22 protein-coding genes are annotated in these 21,294 nt (G+C 62.2%); 18 read left to right on the top strand and 4 right to left on the bottom strand.

Annotation, left to right across the window (positions count from 1 at the left end; all coding sequences use genetic code 11):
* Positions 1-82: 82 nt before the first annotated feature.
* The 4 genes from ACYQ1P_RS15075 to erpA all read right to left on the bottom strand — a co-directional run bounded on the left by ACYQ1P_RS15075 (position 83) and on the right by erpA (position 3,902).
* Positions 83-2,161 (bottom strand): AsmA family protein, encoded by a 2,079-nt coding sequence (locus ACYQ1P_RS15075; RefSeq protein WP_460021164.1) that lies wholly within the window; start codon positions 2,159-2,161, stop codon positions 83-85.
* Positions 2,158-2,826, bottom strand: coding sequence for an HAD-IA family hydrolase (locus ACYQ1P_RS15070; RefSeq protein ID WP_460021163.1), 669 nt, complete (start codon positions 2,824-2,826; stop codon positions 2,158-2,160). The genes ACYQ1P_RS15075 and ACYQ1P_RS15070 overlap by 4 nt, the downstream gene beginning before the upstream one ends.
* A gap of 115 nt (positions 2,827-2,941) precedes the next feature.
* On the bottom strand, positions 2,942-3,406 hold the full coding sequence (locus ACYQ1P_RS15065; RefSeq protein WP_460021162.1) for a CYTH domain-containing protein: 465 nt from the start codon (positions 3,404-3,406) through the stop codon (positions 2,942-2,944).
* Between the two features lie 157 nt (positions 3,407-3,563).
* Entirely contained in the window at positions 3,564-3,902 is a 339-nt protein-coding gene (gene erpA, locus ACYQ1P_RS15060) for an iron-sulfur cluster insertion protein ErpA (RefSeq protein ID WP_460021161.1), read from the bottom strand.
* Between the two features lie 123 nt (positions 3,903-4,025).
* Between erpA and ACYQ1P_RS15055 the strand changes: the two genes are divergently transcribed.
* From ACYQ1P_RS15055 to ACYQ1P_RS14970, 18 genes are all read left to right on the top strand, one after another.
* Positions 4,026-5,219, top strand: coding sequence for a deoxyguanosinetriphosphate triphosphohydrolase (locus tag ACYQ1P_RS15055; protein ID WP_460021160.1), 1,194 nt, complete (start codon positions 4,026-4,028; stop codon positions 5,217-5,219).
* Positions 5,216-6,991, top strand: a complete 1,776-nt coding sequence (gene argS, locus ACYQ1P_RS15050) for an arginine--tRNA ligase (RefSeq protein WP_460021159.1) — start codon at positions 5,216-5,218, stop codon at positions 6,989-6,991. The genes ACYQ1P_RS15055 and argS overlap by 4 nt, the downstream gene beginning before the upstream one ends.
* A 1-nt stretch (position 6,992) precedes the next feature.
* Entirely contained in the window at positions 6,993-7,883 is an 891-nt protein-coding gene (locus tag ACYQ1P_RS15045) for an SPOR domain-containing protein (RefSeq protein WP_460021158.1), read from the top strand.
* Positions 7,870-8,913, top strand: coding sequence for a beta-N-acetylhexosaminidase (nagZ, locus tag ACYQ1P_RS15040; protein WP_460021157.1), 1,044 nt, complete (start codon positions 7,870-7,872; stop codon positions 8,911-8,913). The genes ACYQ1P_RS15045 and nagZ overlap by 14 nt, the downstream gene beginning before the upstream one ends.
* 4 nt (positions 8,914-8,917) lie before the next feature.
* Positions 8,918-9,604: a site-2 protease family protein gene (locus ACYQ1P_RS15035; RefSeq protein ID WP_460021156.1), complete on the top strand. Its 687-nt coding sequence runs from the start codon at positions 8,918-8,920 to the stop codon at positions 9,602-9,604.
* A 4-nt stretch (positions 9,605-9,608) separates the two neighbouring features.
* Positions 9,609-10,427 (top strand): segregation and condensation protein A, encoded by an 819-nt coding sequence (locus tag ACYQ1P_RS15030; protein ID WP_460021155.1) that lies wholly within the window; start codon positions 9,609-9,611, stop codon positions 10,425-10,427.
* Positions 10,420-11,061: an SMC-Scp complex subunit ScpB gene (gene scpB / locus ACYQ1P_RS15025; protein ID WP_460021154.1), complete on the top strand. Its 642-nt coding sequence runs from the start codon at positions 10,420-10,422 to the stop codon at positions 11,059-11,061. The genes ACYQ1P_RS15030 and scpB overlap by 8 nt, the downstream gene beginning before the upstream one ends.
* 98 nt (positions 11,062-11,159) lie before the next feature.
* On the top strand, positions 11,160-11,402 hold the full coding sequence (locus ACYQ1P_RS15020) for a twin-arginine translocase TatA/TatE family subunit (protein WP_460021153.1): 243 nt from the start codon (positions 11,160-11,162) through the stop codon (positions 11,400-11,402).
* Between the two features lie 56 nt (positions 11,403-11,458).
* Positions 11,459-11,869, top strand: a complete 411-nt coding sequence (tatB, locus tag ACYQ1P_RS15015) for a Sec-independent protein translocase protein TatB (protein ID WP_460021152.1) — start codon at positions 11,459-11,461, stop codon at positions 11,867-11,869.
* Entirely contained in the window at positions 11,866-12,708 is an 843-nt protein-coding gene (gene tatC, locus ACYQ1P_RS15010; protein WP_460021151.1) for a twin-arginine translocase subunit TatC, read from the top strand. Before tatB ends, tatC begins: the two co-directional genes overlap by 4 nt.
* Positions 12,709-12,716: 8 nt before the next feature.
* The gene (locus ACYQ1P_RS15005; RefSeq protein WP_460021150.1) at positions 12,717-13,547 is read left to right on the top strand and encodes a M23 family metallopeptidase; all 831 of its coding nucleotides are present in this window, start codon (positions 12,717-12,719) and stop codon (positions 13,545-13,547) included.
* 159 nt (positions 13,548-13,706) lie between these two features.
* Positions 13,707-14,657 carry an AAA family ATPase gene (locus ACYQ1P_RS15000; RefSeq protein ID WP_460021149.1) on the top strand — a complete coding sequence of 317 codons (951 nt, stop codon included), beginning with the start codon at positions 13,707-13,709 and terminating at the stop codon, positions 14,655-14,657.
* Positions 14,654-15,598, top strand: coding sequence for a DUF58 domain-containing protein (locus ACYQ1P_RS14995; protein ID WP_460021148.1), 945 nt, complete (start codon positions 14,654-14,656; stop codon positions 15,596-15,598). The genes ACYQ1P_RS15000 and ACYQ1P_RS14995 overlap by 4 nt, the downstream gene beginning before the upstream one ends.
* Positions 15,599-15,606: 8 nt before the next feature.
* Positions 15,607-16,137, top strand: coding sequence for a DUF4381 domain-containing protein (locus ACYQ1P_RS14990; RefSeq protein WP_460021147.1), 531 nt, complete (start codon positions 15,607-15,609; stop codon positions 16,135-16,137).
* Positions 16,127-17,194 carry a VWA domain-containing protein gene (locus ACYQ1P_RS14985; protein WP_460021146.1) on the top strand — a complete coding sequence of 356 codons (1,068 nt, stop codon included), beginning with the start codon at positions 16,127-16,129 and terminating at the stop codon, positions 17,192-17,194. The genes ACYQ1P_RS14990 and ACYQ1P_RS14985 overlap by 11 nt, the downstream gene beginning before the upstream one ends.
* Positions 17,187-18,218, top strand: coding sequence for a vWA domain-containing protein (locus tag ACYQ1P_RS14980; protein WP_460021145.1), 1,032 nt, complete (start codon positions 17,187-17,189; stop codon positions 18,216-18,218). Before ACYQ1P_RS14985 ends, ACYQ1P_RS14980 begins: the two co-directional genes overlap by 8 nt.
* Positions 18,215-19,663 (top strand): tetratricopeptide repeat protein, encoded by a 1,449-nt coding sequence (locus ACYQ1P_RS14975; RefSeq protein ID WP_460021144.1) that lies wholly within the window; start codon positions 18,215-18,217, stop codon positions 19,661-19,663. The genes ACYQ1P_RS14980 and ACYQ1P_RS14975 overlap by 4 nt, the downstream gene beginning before the upstream one ends.
* Positions 19,644-21,290 (top strand): hypothetical protein, encoded by a 1,647-nt coding sequence (locus ACYQ1P_RS14970; RefSeq protein ID WP_460021143.1) that lies wholly within the window; start codon positions 19,644-19,646, stop codon positions 21,288-21,290. Before ACYQ1P_RS14975 ends, ACYQ1P_RS14970 begins: the two co-directional genes overlap by 20 nt.
* Positions 21,291-21,294 lie beyond the last annotated feature (4 nt).

Genomic DNA, 21,294 nt, shown 5'->3' with positions numbered 1-21,294 from the left:
GGGGAACGCCTCAGCATGAGGGTGGGGGAACGCCTCACCCTGAGCCTGTCGAAGGGAGAGGGGCAGGATCGCCTCCCGCATATCAATTGCCGAACAAACCCTTGAGCGCCCCACCGAGACCCTCTTCCTTCTTGGGTTCGGTTTGGGCTGGGGCAGGTTCGGCTTTTTTCTCGGTCTTGGGGATCGGCTTGCCCAGCGCCACCAGACAGGGATAATCGGCCCCTTCTTCGTCCATCACGCCGGAAGCATCGAGCAGTTTTTCACCAATGATGCTCAAACCGCCGGTGGCGACGCCGAGCACCGCCTTGCCTGCGGTCTTGGCGACGCCCTTTTCATCAATACCGACTCCGGGATTCGCCAACGTGCCGCTCAGTTTGACCAATTTGGCCACGCCGCCCGCGCCGACGCCGACGGCGTCCTTCATCTGCGGATTGATGCTGATATCCAACTCCTCGGTTTTCAGGTTGATTTCGCCATCCCCCTGAATGGTCTGTTCGGAGGTTTCGACGGCGATCCCCTTGCTCAGTTTGGCCAGTCCGTTGGTGATCTTGGCGTTGATTACGGCACAGGCCAGCTTGGAGTCCTTTTTCTCGCCGGTCAGGGTCGGCAGCAGGTTAGTCAGCAGATTACCGCCTGCCAGATCAATCAACGCATTGTCAATGGTGCCCTGGCCCACGTCGACCAGCAGTTGGCCGTTGAGACTGCCCATCAGCGCCGCCACCGAACCTCCGGCTCCGGTCAATTTGATCGTCACGTCGGTCGGTGCGCCCTTGATCAGGTCCTGCCCAGCCAGAGTCGAGGCCATGGTTCCGGTCATCAGCTTGGCAATCTTGAGGTCGGTATTGAGGTTTGCTGTTTTGCCCGAGGAGCCGTCCAACACCACCGATCCGGCCACCTTGCCGCCGAAAATGTCGGCATTGAGCGGGGTAACGGTCAGTTTGCCGTTTTTCAGGATCAGCGCCAGATCAATATTCTCGATCACCATCTTGTCGGCGACCACCTTCTGGCCCTTGAAGGTCACGTCGGCATTGACCGCTTTGAGACCGTCCAGCGGCAGGGGGTCGGACGAGAACACCTTTTGCGCCTTGTCGCCGTCGGTTTTCTTTTCTGCCGGGGCGGTCGCGGCGCTCTCCGAGGCCGGGCCGGTGAAGTCGGAGGTATCGACCAGGTTGGAGGTCAGCCGCGCGGTGATGCTGGGAATATCCCCCAACAAGGCGGTGACGCTTCCGTTCAGGTCGGTCTTGCCGGCCTTCAGACTCAGATTCTCCAGCGCATAGCCGCCGTCGATATCCTTGGCCTGGACAGTCAGGTCGATGCCGGTGGGCGGCGGCGGCGCGATGTCCTTCAACTCCGGCAGGGCGGCCTGGGCGGCAGCGAAGCTGTCGGTGAGGCTGGCGACTTTGGTCTGTAGGGTCAGGTCCAGCCCCTTGGCCTCGTGCAACCTGGCGATGGTACCGTTCACCGTGGCCACGGCCGCGAACGCCTCGGCGGCGATATTGACCGGAAACGGCTGATCTCCGGCCATGGCGGCGGCCAACGAGCCGATCTGACCCTCGACGGTAATCGGCGCGCCATTGAAGTCCAGACGCAGGGCGAAGGCCAGTGGGCTATCCGCCGAATCCGCATGGGCGGTCAGGCTTTGAACAACGGCGGTGGTGGTCTTGCCGGTCATGCCGTCATGGTAGGTCAGCTTGACGTTTTCCAGCACCACTTCGCGGATCACCGGCAGGGCCGCCGGTCCCTCGGACGCCTCTTCGGCCTTGGCCGGTTCGGCGGCGGTGAAGGTCCAGTTGCCGTTGCCTTTTTTATCGGTTTCCAGCAACGCATCCACGTCCTTGAGGATGAAACGCTGCACGTCCACCGTGCCGGTCAGCAGCGGCAGCAGGGAGACCTGCGCCTCGACCCGCCGCAGGGTGACCATCTCCTGGCGCGAGCCCCATTCGGCATTGGACAGGGAGACGCCCTCGACCATCAACGAGGGGGTGAGCGAGATCCCGACCTCGATATCGCCGGAAATCATCAGGTCGCGACCGGTGGCAGCCTTGGCCTGCTCGGCGATCATGCCCTTGTACTGGTTGAAATCCATGCTCTTGAGCACGACCACGACGGCGATCACCAGGACCACCACCAGACCAACAAGGCCGATCAGTAGCTTTTTCATTTGCGTTTCTCTCCTAATTGACGGAGGGCCGTCGGCACCTGCCCGAAATGCTCGAAAACACGAGCGGCACCGGCTTCCATTAATTCCGTGGGTTCATGATAGCCCCAGGCGACGCCCAAGGCCACGACTCCGGCATTGCGTGCCATGTGAATGTCGTAAGTGGTATCGCCCAGCATGACCGTGTTTTCTGGGCGCGCGCCGGTTTCGTCCATGGCGCGGTAGAGCATGTCAGGCGCCGGTTTGCCGGGACACAGGTCGGCCGTCTGCAAGGTGACGAAGCGCTTTGCCAGATCGTGGGTAGCCAGGGTGCTGACCAGTCCGCGCATGGATTTTCCGGTCGCCACGCCAAGCAGATAGCCCGCCTCTTGCAGGTGGTCCAGAACCTCAAGGGTGCCCGGATACAGTGGTTCCTCCACCGCGCCGGCCTCGCGCTGGGCGGCGAAGGCCTGTTTATAGGATTCTCCAATGTCACCCCAGAGTTCCGCCGTTCCTTCGCGATGCAGCCGGGCAATGGCTTCGGTCAGCGGCAGCCCGACCATGCGACGGACCTTGCCGGCATCGGGTTCCGGCAATTCATGATCGGCGAAGGCGGTGGCCATGGCCGCGATGATAGCTCCCTGGCTATCGACCAGCGTGCCATCGCAATCGAAGACCACGAGCTTCATGGAGGCGGGAACCTTTCGATGCGGATTCGTTTTTTTCAGGCGGCCATGATAGCGCCTTGGGGATGATCTTGCTGCGGAATATTGGCTGATAATTTCCCGGTGAGACTGAAGACGCTCACCAAGTGCTAAAGGGAGCGGCAATCAGGTTGGCATTGTAATACCGGAAGTCGCCACTCACTTCGGTGCCGATCCAGTCGGGTTTGGTGAACTGCTGATCCTCGGAGTCCAGTTCCACTTCGGCGACGATCAGCCCGGCATTCACCCCGGAGAATTCATCCACTTCCCAGACCAATCCGTCGAGGGGAATCTTGTAGCGCCGTTTTTCGATGATCGGCTGTTGGCACAGGGCATCCAGCATGGCGTTGGCCTCGTCGACCGGGATTTCATATTCGAACTCGGTGCGGGACATGCCAACGGTGATCCCTTTGATGGTCAGAAATCCTTTGCTTCCGACGGTGCGCACCCGCACCGTGCGTTCCTTGTCCGTCGACAGATAGCCCTGACGGTACAGGACACCCTCCGCCAGCGCCCGCCAGCCCTCATTCGAAATCAAAAACTTGCGTTCGATTTCCGTCGCCAAGGCTGCCTCCTTGCGAAGATTACAGGCCCAGGGCAACGACTCTCCGCCCCCTGATCCCCCAGACCATAGGCCATCCAGGCAGCACCCTCCAGACCACAATCAATGATGATTTTTTGAACCCCCCCGCGAGGTCGGAAGGGGGCGGTTGCGGGGCGCGTCAGACCCCGAACGATGTGCCGCAGCCGCAGGTGGAGGTGGCGTTGGGGTTCTTGACCTGGAACGAGGCGCCCATCAGGTCCTGCACGAAATCAATTTCCGAGCCGTCGAGCAGGCCGAGGGAGGTTTCGTCGATCAGCACCCTGACGCCGCCATGCTCGAAGGCCACGTCGTCGTCATGGGTTTCCTTGTCGAGGCTGAAGCCATAGGAAAACCCGGCGCAGCCGCCACCGGAAATGGACAGGCGCAGGGCCATGTTCCGGTCGCCCTCCATTTCAATGAGTTGGGCGATGCGCTTGGCGGCATTGTCGGTGATGGTGACGGTCGGTTGCTCGGACATGGGTCGGGACCTCGAAAGGGCAGGGGATATGATCTCTGGCTCATATTTGGGGCTGTTTCATCAATTGTCAATTTCCGCAGGCTAATCATTGCTCCTGATCGTCCTTGCGAGTAGGGTCCCGCCATGTCTCGAATGTTCAAGCTCGCGCCCTATGCCTGCCGCCCGGAGGATAGCCGGGGGCGTCTGTTTGCCGAGCCGGAGAGCGAGACCCGCACCTGTTTTCAGCGCGACCGGGACCGCATCATTCATTCGGCGGCTTTCCGGCGTCTCGAATACAAGACCCAGGTGTTCGTCAATCACGAGGGCGACTTCTTTCGCACCCGGCTGACCCACAGCTTGGAGGTGTCGCAGATTGCCCGTTCGGTCTGTCGCTCCCTGTCGCTCAACGAGGATCTGGGGGAGGCCCTGGCGCTGGCCCATGATCTGGGGCATCCGCCGTTCGGTCATGCCGGAGAGGATGCCTTACAAGAGATTATGACACCGTTCGGCGGCTTCGATCACAATGCCCAGTCATTGAAGGTGGTGACGGCGCTGGAGCGGCGCTATGCCGGGTTCGACGGCCTCAATCTCACCTGGGAGACCCTGGAAGGGGTGGTCAAGCACAACGGCCCCCTGATGAAGGCCGACGGTCGCCCGACCAAGGGCAAGCCGATCCCGGAAGTCATTCAGAGTTATTGCGCCGATCACGATCTGGAACTGCGCAGCTACGCCGGAGCGGAAGCGCAGATTGCCTCGCTGGCCGATGATGTGGCCTACAACAATCACGATATCGACGACGGCTTGCGGGCCGGACTCTTCACCATCGAGGATCTGGCCGACGTGCCGCTGGTCGGGCCGGTGTTCGCGCTGGTCGAAAAGGAATTTCCGGGCATCGACTGGTCGCGCAAGGTGCACGAAGCGGTGCGGCGGCTGATCGGGCTGATGGTGCATGATCTGCTGACCGAGACCGGCGGGCGGATTGCCGACCTGAAACCGGGCCATCCAGACGACATCCGCAACCAATCGGCCCCGGTGGCCGGCTTTTCCGAGCAGATGGCGCGCAACGACGCGGCGCTGAAGAAGTTTCTTTTCGAAAACATGTACAGGCATTACAAGGTCAACCGCATGGTCAGCAAGGCGCGGCGGGTGGTGCAGCAACTGGCAGTCCTGCTGCTGGCCGAGCCCAACTGCCTGCCCACCGATTGGCAGAAAACGGTCGGCGCGCCGGGCAGTCCGGAAACCGCCCTGGTGGTGATGGATTATATCGCCGGGATGACCGACCGGGCGGCGCTGGATGAACATCAAATTCTTTTCGACGTGCAGGCAAGGACTTCATGAATCTTTTCCGGACTTTTACCGATCAAGTGACCGCCATTTTGACCCAATTGGCTACCGAGGGGGTGTTGCCCACGGGGCTCGATCTCTCCCGGCTGTCGGTGGAACCGCCGCGCGATCCGGCGCATGGGGATATCAGCACCAACGCCGCCCTGGTGTTGTCCAAGACGGTCGGCATGAAGCCGCGTGACCTAGCCGCCATCATCGCCGAACGTTTGGGGCAACTGGATGAGGTGATCGCCACCGACATTGCCGGGCCGGGGTTCATCAATCTGCGGCTGGGTGAGGATTTTTGGCGCGACCAATTGGGGGATCTGTTGCGTTATGGTCCGGCCTTTGGGGATTCGGATCTCGGGCAGGGCCGCAAGGTCAACGTGGAATATGTTTCGGCCAATCCCACCGGCCCCATGCATGTGGGCCACGGACGCGGCGCGGTGGTCGGCGACGTGCTGGCGGCGTTGCTGGCCAAGGCGGGATACGATGTGACCCGCGAGTATTACATCAACGACGCCGGAGCGCAGGTGGACGCCCTGGCCCGTGCCCTGCATTTCCGCTACCTGATTGCCCTGGGACAAAAGACCGAGGCTGATTTCGAGGCCGCCCGCGCGGCTGGAGAGGTGGTCTACGGCGGGGATTATCTGGTGCCGGTGGCCGAGGCCCTGGCCCAGCGCGACGGTGACAAATGGGCAATGGCGGATGAGGCGCAATGGTTGCCCGCGCTGCGGTTATATGCGGTCGATGAGATGATGGCGCTGATCCGGGACGATCTGGCGGCCTTGGGGGTGACGTTTGCCACCTTTACCTCGGAGCGCGGGCTGGTCGAATCCGGGGCGGTGGATGCCGCGGCGCAGTTCCTTGAGCAACGGGAACTGGCCTATACCGGCGTGCTGGAGCCGCCCAAGGGCAAGACCCCCGAGGACTGGGAACCGGTGCCGCTGTATCTGTTCAGGGCCTCGCAATTCGGCGATGACGTGGACCGCCCGCTGAAGAAATCCGACGGCACCTGGACTTATTTCGCCACCGACATGGCCTATCACAAGGACAAGGTGGATCGCGGCTTTTCCCATATGATCGACGTCTGGGGGGCCGACCACGGGGGCTACGTCAAGCGGATGCAGGCGGCGGTCAAAGCGCTGACCGGCGGAGCCGGGGACCTGGATGTCAAGCTCTGCCAGATGGTCAACCTGATGAGCAACGGCCAACCGGTGAAAATGTCCAAGCGCGCCGGAACTTTTGTCACCCTGCGCGAGGTCATCGACGAGGTGGGCCGGGACGTGGTGCGGTTCATCATGCTGACCCGCAAGAACGATGCCCACCTGGATTTCGATCTGGTCAAGGTGACAGAGCAGTCAAAAGACAATCCGGTGTTTTACGTGCAATACGCCCATGCCCGCTGTCATTCGGTGCGCCGGGCCGCCGCCGAGATGTTCCCGGATCTGGATCTGACTCCGGCCGCGCTGGCCGAGGCCGACCTGTCGCCTCTGGCCAGTGTCGATGAATTGGCGCTGATCCGCACCCTGGCCGTCTGGCCGCGTCAGGTGGAGGCCGCCGCCGAGGCCCATGAGCCCCATCGGGTGGCCTATTACCTCTATGATTTGGCGTCGCAATTTCATACCCTGTGGACCAAGGGCAATGTGGAGGCCAGCCTGCGGTTTCTCAACCCGGAGGACCCCGGACAGACTCGGGCGCGGCTGGCCCTGTTGCAGGGCGTGGCGACGGTGGTCGCTTCTGGATTGCAGGTATTTGGCGTGACGCCGCTTGAGGAGATGCGCTGAGATGTTTGGTTTGGGCAGAAACAAAGGGCCGCGGGTCGAACCGCAATTGGAAGGCGGTTGGTCCGATGATCGGCTCCCGAACCTGCCCGACATGGACTCCTTGACCGCCCGGCGCTCGCCCTGGGGAAAACGTGTCGGTGTGTTGTCGGTGCTGGCTCTGTTGGCCGGCGGTGGGGCTTGGCTGGCCCTCAGTCAGGGGGCGATCGACATTGATGGCTCCGGACAGGTGCCGCTGGTCACGGCCCCGGAAGGCCCGGCCAAGGTGCGCCCCGATTCGCCGGGCGGGCTGGATGTGCCCAATCAGGACAAACTGGTGTACAACCGGGTCGGCGACAATGGGGAAGCCCCCAAGGCGGAGCATTTGCTGCCGCCGCCGGAAACGCCCTTGCCGCCGCCGGTCCCGGCCCCGCGTCCGGTCGAGGAGACGGTGCCCTTGCCGCCCCCGGCCCCGTCGGCCCCGACGCCCCTGAAGCCAATGGCCGTGGTGCCGGAAGAAAAAGTCGAACCGCTGATCGCTCCGGTTGCTCCGGAGCCCAAACCCGAACCCAAGCCGGAGCCCAAACCCGAACCCAAACCTGAACCCAAGCCGGAACCGAAACCGACACCTCCGCCCCCCCCGGTGGCCAAGCCAACTCCGATGGGCCAGGTCTATCAGGTGCAGGTGGCGGCCTTGCGGGATCGGGCCAAGGCGCTGCAAGCCTGGGAAAATCTGCAACGCAAGCACAAGGACTTGTTGGGCGGGCTTTCCCTGGATATCGAGCGCGCCGACCTGGGAGCCAAGGGGGTCTATTACCGGGTGCGCGGCGGGCCGCTGGCCGATGCCGAGGCGGCCAAGGCGCTCTGTGCCAAGCTGGATGAACGTAAAGTGGGGTGCCTCGTTGTCCGTCCCTGATATGCCTTCCCGGCCGCCGTTGGCGGTGTTGTTCGGCTGTGCCGGTGCGCAGCTATCGGCCGACGAACGGGCGTTCTTCAGCGAGGTCGATCCGCTGGGGTTCATTTTGTTTGCCCGTAATTGCCAGTCCCCCGACCAAATCCGCCACCTGGTCGCCGACCTGCGCGCTACGGTGGGACGGGAGGATGCGCCGGTACTGATTGATCAGGAAGGCGGGCGGGTGGCCCGTCTCAAGCCTCCCCATTGGCGCGTTTCGCCGCCCGCTGCGGTTTTTGGGGACTTGGCGCGCCGGAATCTGGACAAGGCCCGCGAGGCGACGTTCTTGAACGCCCGGTTGCTGGCCCAGGAGCTGTTGGACCTGGGGGTGACGGTCAATTGCGCCCCGGTGCTCGACCTGCCCACCGATTCCGCCGATCCGGTGATCGGCGACCGGGCATTCGGCAACGATCCGGCAATGGTCATTGAACTGGGCCGGGCGGCCTGCGAAGGGTTTTTGGCGGGGGGCGTGCTGCCGGTGCTCAAACATGTGCCGGGACATGGCCGGGCACCGGTGGACAGTCACCTGAAGCTGCCGGTGGTCCATGAGTCCATTGCCGAACTGAAAGCCACCGACTTTGTTCCGTTCAAGGCGCTGGCCGACATGCCCTGGATGATGAGCGCCCATGTGGTCTATACGGATCTGGACCCGGCGGCACCGGCGTCTTGCTCCCTGCGGGTGGTGCACGAGATCATCCGGGTGCATATGGGTTTTGATGGCGTGCTGGTATCCGATGATCTGAGCATGAAGGCCCTGCGCGGCAGTTTCTCCAATCGCTCGCGGGATGTGCTGGCTGCCGGATGCGATTTGATCCTGCATTGCAATGGCGATATGGCGGAAATGAAGGCGACTGCTGGCGGGGCGCGGCCCCTGGATCGGGACGGCTGGCGGCGTGTGCGGGCCGCCGAGGCCCGGCGCGGCACCGCCGATACCCTGGATGTGGCCGCCGTCCTGGCGCGGCGGGATGACCTCCTGTCCGTTCTGGAGGCCTGAACTGATGGACCATATCCTGGAACTGGCCGCCATCTGGACCGTTCCGATCCTGCTGGCGGTGACCCTGCACGAGGCGGCGCATGGCTGGGTGGCCTGGAAACTGGGCGACGATACGGCCAAGCGCATGGGCCGGGTGACCTTCAACCCGTTGAAACATATTGACCTGTTCGGCACCATTCTGCTGCCCGCCTTGTTGCTCTATGGCTCCAATGGTCAGCTCATGTTCGGGGCAGCGAAACCAGTGCCGGTCAATTTTTCCCGCCTGCATAACCCCCGGCGCGACATGATCCTGGTCGCCCTGGCCGGACCGGTGACCAACATCCTGCTCGCCTATGGGGCGGCGTTGCTCATGCATGCGGTTCCGCTGCTGCCGGGAGAGGCGATGATCTGGGTGTTCATGAATCTTCAGGCGGCGATTTATATCAATCTGTTGCTCTGTGTGTTCAACATGATTCCGCTGCCGCCGCTGGATGGCGGGCGAGTGGCCGTCGGCCTGCTGCCCGCGCCGTTGGCCATGCCGTTGGCGCGGTTGGAGCGCTACGGCATTTTCATTTTGCTGGCGATGCTGTTTTTGTTGCCGTGGGTCGGTCAGCAACTGGGCGTCGAGCTGAATATCTTCTGGTGGCTGGTGAAGGTCCCGGCGGATATGTTGATGGAAGTGGTCAAGGTGCTGGCCGGATTTGGGGGCTGACGGCATGGACGATTTCGAGCAGGGCGATCTGCGCCGGGAATCCGAGGGGCCGCGCGGCTTTGATCTGGTGCTCGATCTGGAGGGCTTCGAAGGGCCGCTGGATGTGCTGCTGACCCTGGCCCGCGACCAGAAGGTCGATCTGATCCATATTTCCATCTTGAATCTGGCCGAACAGTACCTGCGCTGGATCACCGAAATGCGCCGCGCCAATCTGGAACTGGCGGCGGATTATCTGGTGATGGCGGCCTGGCTGGCCTATTTGAAGTCGCGGCTGCTGCTGCCCGCGCCGCCGGGGGAGGCCGAGCCGTCGGGCGAGGAAATGGCGGCTGCCCTGCAATTCCAATTGCAGCGCCTGGAATCCATGCAGGAGGCCGGGGTGCGGATGATGGCCCGGCCCCGTCTGGGTGAGGATTTTTTCGCCCGTGGCATGCCGGAAGATCTGTCCAACGATGTGACGGCGGTCTATGACCTGACCCTCTATGACCTCCTCAAGGCCTATGCGGACCATAAACGGCGCGAGGAAATCGGCGGCACCCTGCATATCACGCCGGTGGAACTCTACTCCGTGGAAGCGGCTTTGGAACGCCTGCGCAAACTGATGGGCGATCTGGTGCCCGATTGGCAGACCCTGGCCAATTTCCTGCCGGAAGGATTGCGCGATCCGCTGTTGCACCGCTCGGCGGTGGCCGCCACCTTCGTCGCCAGCCTCGAATTGGCCAAGGAGGGACAATTGGAATTGCGGCAGACGGAAACCTATGGCGATATCCAGATCCGCCGCGCGCTGCGGGCGGGGCAGGAAAAGAAGGGGGGCTCCCATGGCTGAGGCGCTGGGCGAGTATCTGCGACTGCTGGAAGCGGTGCTGTTCGCCTCGGCGGAACCGCTGGCTGAGAAAACATTGGCCCTGCGCCTGCCCGATGATGCCAATCTGAAAGAACTGTTGACCACCTTGCAGGGTCATTACGCCGACCGGGGGGTGCGACTGGTGCAGGCCGGGCGAACCTGGGCTTTTCGCACCGCGCCGGATTTGGCCGGACGGCTGAACATGGAAACGGAATCCCTGCGCAAGCCCTCACGGGCAGCGGTGGAGACTCTGGCCATCATCGCCTACCACCAGCCGGTGACCCGGGCCGAAATCGAGGAGATTCGCGGTGTTTCCCTCAGCAAGGGCACCCTGGATTTGTTGCTGGAAGCCGGGTGGATCGCGCCCAAGGGCCGCCGTCAGACTCCCGGTCGCCCGGTGACCTGGGGCACCACCGATGCCTTTCTGGATCATTTCGGCCTGGAGCGGGTCGGCGACCTGCCGGGGATCGAGGAATTGAAAGCGGCGGGATTGCTGGACAGTCGCCCGGCGATCCAGGCTTATGGCGAGCGCGGGGCGTTGGCCGCTGGGGACGAGCGGGAGCCGGAATTGGATCTGGACCTGCCCGAACCGCTCGACCCGGACAGCTTCGATTGAATTTAACCGGGATCGGGGTGCCGCGCCCGTTGCGGTCGGCGGCATTTTCGGCCATTATCCGCCCAACGCAAACTCCATAGCGGGATAGAGAACATCATATGGGTACTTTCAGCATCTGGCACTGGTTGATCGTGCTGGCCGTCGTTCTGGTTCTTTTCGGCGGCAAGGGCAAGATCTCGGCGCTCATGGGAGATTTGGGCAAGGGCCTGAACTCTTTCAAGAAGGGCATGAAGGACGACGGCGCCGACAGCGCTCCGACCACCCCTCCGGCGATCGAAAACGAGCCGACCGAAAAGGTCGCCGCGACTTCCAAAGAGAAGGATAAGACGTCGGGCGCTTGAGCCGGACGCCCTCCCTTTCGCCTCCATGACCGCCTCATACTCCGGGTCCGCAGAACATGTTTGATTTGGGCTGGCAGGAAATGTTCCTGGTTGCGGTGCTGACCCTGATCGTGGTCGGCCCGAAGGAGATTCCGAAAGTCCTGCGCACCGTGTCCGAGGTGATCAAGAAGGCGCGCGGACTGATCGGCGAGTTCCGGACCTCGGTCGGCGACGTGATTCGCGAGGCGGAACTGGACGATATCAAGAATCAGGTGACGGCGGCGGGACACACGGACCTCAAGGGCCGGATCGAGGATATGATCGATCCGCAGGGGGATGTTGCCAAAAAATTTGAGATGGACGACAAGACCCGTCAGGCGGTGGCCGAGATGAACCCACAGGATGACGTGGCGGAAATCGGCCCCGACGTAGACCTGCCGCAACCGGCCAAATTGCCCGAACCGGCCAAGCCGGAGCCGGGGAAATGATCGAACCCGTCGAAGAAACCAAGATGCCGATCATGGAGCATCTGATCGAGTTGCGCTCCCGGTTGCTGCGCAGCTTTGTCGCGTTCATCCTGGTGTTCTTCGTCTGCTATTACTTCGCGCCGCATATCTATCAGTTTCTGGTGCAGCCGCTGGCCGATGTAGTGCACAAACAGGGCGGTTCGCAGCGGCTGATCTATACGGCGCTGCACGAGGCGTTTTTCACTTATATCAAGGTCGGTTTTTTTGCCGCGCTGTTTTTGGGCTTTCCGCTGTTTGCCATGGAGTTTTGGAAATTCGTGGCACCGGGGCTCTACAAGCATGAGCGGCGGGCCTTTCTGCCATTTCTGGTCGCCACGCCCATCTTGTTTTTCCTCGGCGGGGCGATGGCTTATTACTTCGTCTTTCCCATGGCCTGGAAATTCTTTTTGGGGTTCCAGACGGCCGGTGTTGACGGTGGCATGGCCATCCAGTTGGAGGCCAAGGTCAACGAATACCTGTCCCTGGTAATGGGGCTGATTTTTGCCTTCGGGCTGTGTTTTGAGCTGCCGGTGGTGATGACCCTGCTGGCGCGGGTCGGCATGATCACCTCCAAAGGCATGCGTGAAAAGCGCAAGTATGCCATTGTGTTCGCCTTCATCGCGGCGGCCATCCTGACGCCGCCGGACGTGATCAGTCAGGTCATGCTGGCGGTGCCGACCATGCTGCTGTACGAAATTTCCATTCTGTCGGCGCAACTGATCGAGCGCAAACGGGACGAGGAAGGCGATGCGGCGGGCGAGGCTTCCACTGCCGATGATCTCGACGATCTGCCGCCCGAGGAAACCGACTTCAATAAGTGAGGTCCCCGATGCCGCTTCGCATAATGACCGTTTTTCTGTGTCTGCTCTGGGCCGCGCCGGGGGTCGCCGAGCCCTGTCCGGAATGTCCGGCCCTGGAAGGATTTGTCCCGCCGGAAGACATCACCGAGGACATCCGCCGGATGGTCGGAAAATACAACGGTGGAAGCGGTGCCGAGAATGTGGCGGTCCAGCAGGCGCGCGGGGTGATTGAAACCGGGCTGTACCCGATTTTTGCCAACGGTGCGAGCTGTCCGCAAATCGACAGCGAGAAATGGGCCATCGACTATTCCGGCAAGCGTCCAAAGCCCGCCCTGCACAAGGGTGTGGATATCCCACAACCCCGGGGGACGCCAATCCTGGCGGTGGCCGACGGGATTGTCGTGGGGCGTTTCGCCAATGACGGCAACCGCAAGGGCATCGAGGTCATGCTGCGTCATCGGCCGGAACAGACCGGCCTGCCGTTTTGGACCTATTCCCAATACACCCATTTGCAGGAGATGTCGCCGTTGCCCGTCGGCACGGAGGTGCATCGGGGCGACCCCATCGGCAAGACCGCCAATACCGGCAAGATGGGGCGCAGAGAGCGACGTGTTGCGCTGCATTTCGCCATCCTCTACAGTGCCGTGCCCGAATGGTCCCATGATGGCGAGGTGGTGATCCCCAAGGAGAGCTACTTCATGGACCCCAATGCCTTCTATCGACTTGAAGGCCCTTACGATTCACCCTCCCTGGCGGCCCTGCCTTCGGACCACAAGGGGGTGACGGTGCCCCATCTGAAAGCCGGGGGGACGTCCGTTCCGTCCGAGACATTGCGGATTTGGCCTTATCCTTGTCCTTGATCCGTTTTTGCGATTTTTCTTGCGCTTGTGGCCCAATGAAATCATGGTCGTTGCAATGGACTCCCCCGGAACCAACGGGGAGAGTCGAGAGCGTGCGCTCCTAAAGGCGTGCGGAACGAGCGCCGGAAAGACGCTCGCAAGGGGAGTGAATTAAATAACATGAAAGATCTGGAATCCGTCCGTTCGCATATCGCGACCCGGGTCATCGGCCAGCGTAAGCTGGTGGATAGCATGCTGATTTGTCTGCTCAGCGAGGGGCATCTGCTGGTCGAGGGGCTGCCGGGATTGGCCAAGACCACGGCGGTTAATGCCCTTTCCGAAGCTCTGGAAGGGGACTTCCACCGGGTTCAGTTTACTCCGGACCTGTTGCCGTCGGATCTGGTCGGCACTGATATCTATCGTCATGACCGGGGCGAGTTCGAGTTCCGCGAAGGCCCTTTGTTCCACAACATTCTGCTCGCCGATGAAGTCAACCGGGCCCCGGCCAAGGTGCAGTCGGCGCTGCTGGAGGCGATGGCCGAGCGGCAGATTACCGTCGGACAGACTACCTATAAATTGCCGCAGTTGTTCATGGTGCTGGCGACCCAAAATCCCATCGAGCAGGAGGGCACCTACCATCTGCCGGAAGCCCAGCTCGACCGCTTCCTGATGCAGGTGCAGGTGGAATATCCGACCCGCGAAGAGGAACTGAAAATCGTCGAATTGGATAGCAGCTTACAGGTCGGCAAACCGACGCCGCCCAAATCGGTGGTCACCCAGAAGGCCCTGTTCGCCATGCGCAAGGCGGCGGCGGAACTGTATCTGGACCCTAAGCTTTTGCAATACGTGGTCGATCTGGTTCAGGCGACCCGCAACCCGGGTGTGTATGACAAGGATCTGGCGCGCTGGTGCCGCTTCGGGGCCTCGCCGCGCGCGTCCATTGCTCTGGCCCGCTGCGCCCGGGCGGCGGCCTGGCTGCAAGGGGATGAATTCGTCACGCCGGAGCATATTCAACGGGTGGCCCCGGATATCCTGCGTCATCGTCTGGCCCTCAGTTTCGAGGCCGAGGCCGAGGGGATCGTGACGGATCGTTTTGTCGAACGGCTATTGGAGCTGGTGGCCATCCCATGAACGTGAAAACGACCGATCAGGAAGCGGTTTTTCCTCGGGTCGATGAACTGCTCGAACTGCGCCACGAGGCCCATACCATGGGCATGGCGTCGCACCATCTGGTCAACAGCGCCTTCATGGGGGCCTACGCCTCGGTGTTTCGCGGTCAGGGCCTGAACTTCGAGGAAGTGCGCGAATACCGCGAAGGCGATGATATCCGCAACATGGATTGGAAAGTCACCGCGCGGACCAACAAGCCGCATCTCAAGGTCTATCGGGAGGAACGCGAACGGAGCGTCGTGCTCTGTGTCGATCAGGGGCCGCATATGTATTTCGGCACCCGCAAAACCTTCAAGTCCCATCAGGCCGCCCGCGCCGCCGCCCTGCTGGGCTGGGCCGCCAATGGACTGCATGACCGGGTCGGCGGCATTCTATTTGGCAATCCGGACAACGGCATGGTGCATTTTCGTCCGACCAAGGACCGCCGCTCCCTGTGGCGGCTACTGCACGAACTGGCCCGCGCCCAGGCCATCCCGGAAAGCTGCGACAGTTGCCTTGATCAGGTGCTGGTGCGGGCCGAGCGGGGGGCCGGGACCGGGGCGGTGATTTTCGTCATCGGCGATTTCAATCGCGAGGTGCCGGGACTGGAAAACAGATTGGTCCAATTGGTACAAAAACATTCCGTGGTGCTGGTGCCGGTGGACGATCCGGTGGAACGCGAGTTGCCGGACATGGGGCGGGTGTTGTTTCGCGGAATCGAAGGGGACCTGCTGGAAGTGGATACCCATGACGCCGCCGGACGACGGGCCTATCAGGAAGCTTGGGAACAGCGCCGGGAGGGGCTGAACCAACTGGCCAACTCCCTGGGCATCGCGGTCATTCCGGTGACCACTGTGGAGGACGTGCATCTGTCGTTGATGAACGGGCTGCGCAGGCGGGCCCGCTCGCGGAGGATGCTGTGAACCCGGACATGATCCTTCATCGCATGCAGGATATCCGGGGTCTCGATCCGGTAAGCGTCTGGCCGCTGGCCCTGGGTTGGTGGCTGTTGCTGGGCGGCGGGGTCCTGGCCGTGGTGTTTGTACTCTATGCCCGGCGTCGCTATCGCCACTGGCTGCGTCTGTTGCAGGAAAAATGGCGTGCCGATGCGTTGCGCCAGCTGACGGCCCTGGAAAAGAGAATCAAGCGTGACGATCCCAAGCAACTGGCGGTCGCCTTGTCTGAACTGCTGCGCCGGATCGCCATTGCCCGCTGCGGTCGCGAGGCCTGCGCCGGTCTGCAGGGGGAAGCCTGGCTGGCTTGGTTGCGTGACCACGATCCGCAAAATTTTCCTTGGGGCAACTATCGAACCCTGTTGGTCGATCTCCCCTACGCGCCGCCCGGCAAGGTGACCGAGGGGCATCTGATCGGCGATTTGCGGGCGGTGGTCGCGGCAACCCGGGCCTGGATCGCCTCTCCGGTCTTCGGATCTGCGGACTGCGGAGGTCGGGATGGGGTTTGAGTTTCATTGGCCCTGGCTGATTGTGCTGATGCTGGTCCCCGTGCTGGTGCGGTTGTTCTGGCCGATGACCGGACATCGGGGCGGCGAGGCGGCGGTCGAAGACGCCATCCGTCAGCAGACGTTGCTGCATCCCTCGCTCGACCGGATCGGCGATGGATTCGGCAGCCGAACGCGGTTTGTTTCGGCCCGTGGTCCCTGGCATACCCGGCTTTCGTGGGTGCTGTGGACGGCCCTGGTGATGACCCTTATGCGGCCGCAATGGGTGGAGCAGCACACGGAAACCCGGGCCAAGGGTTATGATTTGATGATGGCCATTGATGCCTCCCATTCCATGGAAGCGTTAGACTTTTCCGTCGAGGGGCGGCAGGTCACGCGGATGGCGGTGCTCAAGGGGGTGGTCGATCAATTCATCACCGACCGCACCGGCGACCGGATCGGGCTCATTGTGTTCGGGTCGCAGGCCTACACCATCGCGCCGCTGACTTTCGATATCGAGGCGGTGCGCAATCAACTGGCCGCCGTGGCCCCCAATATCGCCGGGCAAGGCACCGCCATGGGGGACGCCATCGGGTTGGGCGTGCTCAAGTTGCGGGATCGCCCGAAGGGCTCCCGGGTGCTCATTCTGGTGGCCGACGGGGACAATTCTGCGGGGACCATTCCGCCTCTGGAGGCGGCCCGCATGGCGGCCCATGAAAACATCCGGGTCTATGTCCTTGGCGTGGGCAGTGACGAAAAAACGGTCGAAATTTTCGAGGAAGGCCAAGTGGTCCGGCGCGACGATTTGGGACTTGATGAAGGGACGTTGCGCGACGTGGCCCGGCTGTCCGGCGGGGCCTATTTCCGGGCCACCAACACCCATGCCCTGGAAGAAATCTATGCCCAGATCGGTCGCCTCGAAAAGTCTTTGGTGGAATCCCGCTCGGTCTTGATTCCCCATTCCCTGCATCAGGTGCCCCTGGCCGTGGCGCTGTTGGCGGCATTGCTCCTCGGCCTGTTTCCCGAGGGCCGTATCCGGTTGCCCCGATGGTCGATGAGAGTGGGGACGCGCCATGAGTGAAACCGGATTCCATTTCGCCGACCCCCTGTGGCTGGTTTTGTTGTTGGTGCCTGGCCTCGTCTGGTTGTGGCTGCGGTTGAGCGCCAATCTGGACAATCCGGGGCGTTATGCGGCCTATGCGGATAAGAATCTGCTGCCCTTCCTGCTCGGCACTCAACAGCGCGAGGGGCGCGGCGGTTGGCAGCGTCTGTGGCCCTGGGTGCTGCTCTGGGTCTTGTCGGTGGGGGCCATGGCCGGACCCCGTTGGGGCTTCGAGGATCGCCAGTTATTCCGCTCCGGCATTGATCTGGTGGTGCTGTTGGATCTCTCGGCCTCCATGGACGCGACCGACGTGGCCCCGTCCCGACTGGCCCGTGCCCGCCAGGAAATCGAAGACCTGATCAGTCAGAACCGCCATGCGCGGATCGGTCTCATCGCCTTCGCCAGCCTGCCGCATGTGGTTTCACCGCTGACCGAGGATGGTGCTGCGTTGTTGCGACAACTTCCGGCGCTCACCACGGATTTGGTACAACTCAAGGGAAGCCGCCTCGGCGAGGCGTTGTTGCGCGCCCAACAGATGCTGTCCGGCTACCCCAAGAAAAGCAGCCACCATATCCTGCTGATCAGCGATGGGGATTTTTCCGATGACAACGGCCTGACCACGGCCCAGGAACTGGCCGATGAGGGAATCCACATTCATGCCCTGGGCATCGGCACCCCGGAGGGGGCTCCGGTACTGACTCCGGGCGGGCAGCCCTTACATTATCGGGGCGGTGAGGCGATCATCAGCAAACTAGGCGAAGCGGAGTTGCGGCAACTGGCGCAAATCGGCGATGGCCTTTACCGTGCCGCCGGATTCCGCAATACCGATACCACCGATTTGTTGTCCGCCGTGGAGGCCGATGCCCAAGCGGAACGGGTCGAAGGTCAAACCGTCCGCATGTGGAACGAACGTTTCTATTGGCCGGCCGCCGCGGCTTTGCTGCTGGCGATGCCTTTGTTTCGGTTGCGGCGATCCAATGCCCGTCGGGGGGATCGCTCATGAAGTGCGGGGCACTGCTGATCGGTTTGTTGCTGCTGGCCTCTGTCACGGATGCGCAGGGGGCACCGTTCGAGAACCAGGAGCAGGAAGCCGCCCGGCTGTTCCATGAGGGGCACTACGATGCGGCGGCGGAGACCTTCGAGGACAGCTATCGCAAGGGAGTGTCGCTATTCAAGGCCGAGCGCTACGACGAGGCGGAGGAGGCATTCGCCCACGTGGAGCGGCAGGAGGTCAAGGCCGATGCCCTGTATAACCTAGGAAACACCCGACTGGTTCAGGGGAAATTCGAGGCCGCCATTGAGGCCTTCGACGCGGTGCTGGACGTCGCCCCGGAGCACGAGGATGCTTCCTACAATCGCAGTTTGGCGCGCGCCTTGCTGGCCCAGGTCGATCCCTCCAAGAAACAAGAGGAGGAAGAAAAGAAAGAGGATAAAAAGGACGAGGGCCAAAAAGAGGAAAAGAAGGACGACGGGAAGAAGGAAGAAGAGTCCGAGAAAAAGGACCAAAGTGGCGACCAGGACTCTGAAAAAAAAGAGCAGGACGGCAAGCAGGAATCGGAAGAGCAGAAACAGGGCGGCGAACAGGAATCGGAAGAGCAGGAGCAGGGCGGCAAGCAGGAGTCCGAGGAACAGAAATCATCCGGTGATCAACAATCGGAGGAGCAGCAATCCTCAGGGGATCAGAAATCAGAGGAACAACAGTCTTCCGGTGATCAGAAGTCTGATGAGCAGCAATCTTCGGGTGACCAGCAATCCGAAGAGCAAAAGTCCTCAGGCGATCAGCAATCGGAGGAACAACAATCCGCCGGGGATCAAAAGTCCGAGGAAGATCAATCCTCCGGTGACCAGCAATCCGAGGAGCAAAAATCCGACGGCGACCAAGAGTCCCCGGAGAAGAAAGACTCTGGCGATCAACAATCCGAACAGAAAGATGAAAAATCGTCCGGAGGCGATCAGGAAAAGGATCGCCGCGGCGACAAGGACAGTACTCAGGACCCGGAGAGCCAGGGGGGCAAGGACGAGCCCCGGGACGACGAGTCCAAGGGCGACGCCCAGCAGGAGAAGGCACCCGAGGATCATCCCTCCGAAGCGGGCGATAAGGACCAGAAGGACGGCAAGAAAAGCCGTGACACGGCGCAACTGGGCAACGCCGGGAGCAAAGAGCCGGAGACCCCGCAAACCCCGTCACAGGATATCGAGGCGGTCAGCCGTTTCGATCAAATGGGACGGGGACAGAAGCCGGGCGAGGAGGGAGAGACCGGGCTGCCCGATCCTGAAGGGGCAGCGCAGGGACCCGATTCCGGCTACACGCAATTGGTCAGCCAGTGGCTGAATTCCATTGAGGGCGATCCGGCGATGCTGCTGCACAATCGCTTCATGATGGAGGAATACCGTCAGACACGCCCCAACGCACAGGGAGGACCGCTTTATGAACCGCGCCCCTGGTAACTCCTGGATGCTCGCCGGAGTGGGTCTGGCGCTGTGGGTTCTGCTGACCGGGTTGCCGGTCCTGGCCCAGTCCGGTCCCTGGGGGCCGCCCGGTGCCATCCCGACCCAGCCGCAATGGTATGGCATGCCGCAGCAAGGCTATCCCGGTGGCGCAGGCTGGCCCTACGGTCAGGCTCCCGGTGCCGCCCCGGCGCAGCAGGCGCCGACCACGCCTCCGAGTGTCAAAATAAAACTCGAAGCCACCCAGGCCTATGTGCATCAGGGACTGGTGGCGGTGGTGGAAATTATCAGCGACGACAATCTGGACACCCTGTCCATCGAGATGCCGCACTCCGACGCGGTGATTTTCCGTGAAATCGGCACTCCCAGTGCAAGGGCGGAGACTCGCGGCGGGCGACGGCGGATTATCAACGAGCGCCAGTATCACATGATCCCCATGCGCCCGGGACAGCAGGACCTGGGGGTGATCAAGGTATCCGGGGAACTCTCCGGCGGACGTCCTTTCGAGACCGCGACGGCGGCCCATCTGGTGCTCCAGATCGAGCCGCCGGACGACCGCGTCAGGCCCTGGCTGCCGCTGCATCAATTGGCCTTGAGTGCCCGCCTGCAAGACGACGATTTGGTGGATGAAGGGCGGCCCCTGACCCTGATCATCGAGCAGCAGGCCGTCGGCATGGCCGGGGCGCAGCTTCCCTCGCTGGAGAAGCAACTGAAGTCCGAGCATCATCAGCTCTATCGAGAATCCACTGCTTTCGAGGCGAGCATTTCGGACGACAACCGTCTGATCGGTAAGCGCACAGACCGCTTTACCCTGGTCCCGCAACGGCGCGGCGAGATGGTGATTCCGGAGATCAGCCTGTCCTGGTGGAATGTGGACAAGCGGCGCAAGGAAGTCTCGATCATTCCGGCCCGCCATCTATTGGTTGCCGGAGAGGTGGGGTCGTCCCGCCGCATTCCCGGTGTCAGCGACATTCTGTTTTTTGCCACCGACATTGATCCTCGCCTGTATTGGGTCGTATTGATCGCCGTCGGTTTCGTCGCCGGTTTGAGCTGGCGCAGAATATGGAACGGCCTGCGGGAGCTCGACGACAGGCTCTTCAGGGGATTTCTGGGCCGTGCCCTGGTCAGAACCCGGCGGGCCGCCGGTGAGCGGGTGGTGGTCGCGGTGGAGCCGGTGCGCGAAGTATGGCAGGAAACGGCGGGTAAGGTCTCGCTGCGCCGTTGCCCACAGATCGCCCGCCATTATCTGGCCGACCTGTTGCCGCGTTCCCTGCGGCTGTGGTTCTGTGTCCGCGTCGCCGCCATCGAGCCCGATCCGGAGGATTGGACAACCGTCTTCCGCTTCCTGCTCGAAAAGCGGCTGGGCATTTCGGCCCACAAGCCCATGGCTCCCCTGGCCGCCCAGTTGGCCGACATGCATCCGGGTAGCGACCCAGAACGTCTGGCGGCGTTGCTGCATCAACTTGAATCGTCGCTGTTCAGCCCTCGACCGATGACGGATTTCGAGACCTGGAAACGGGACTTTACCCATCAAATCCGCCCGCGTCCCTGGCGCGCCCTGAGGGCGCGACTGACCCGCAAGGGCGGTGGCAAGCTCCCGGCGCTGAACCCGGACCCTGGAGTCTGAGAGC

The organism is Magnetospira thiophila (genome assembly GCF_054657015.1).
This window is presented reverse-complemented; position numbering and strand designations above follow the sequence as displayed.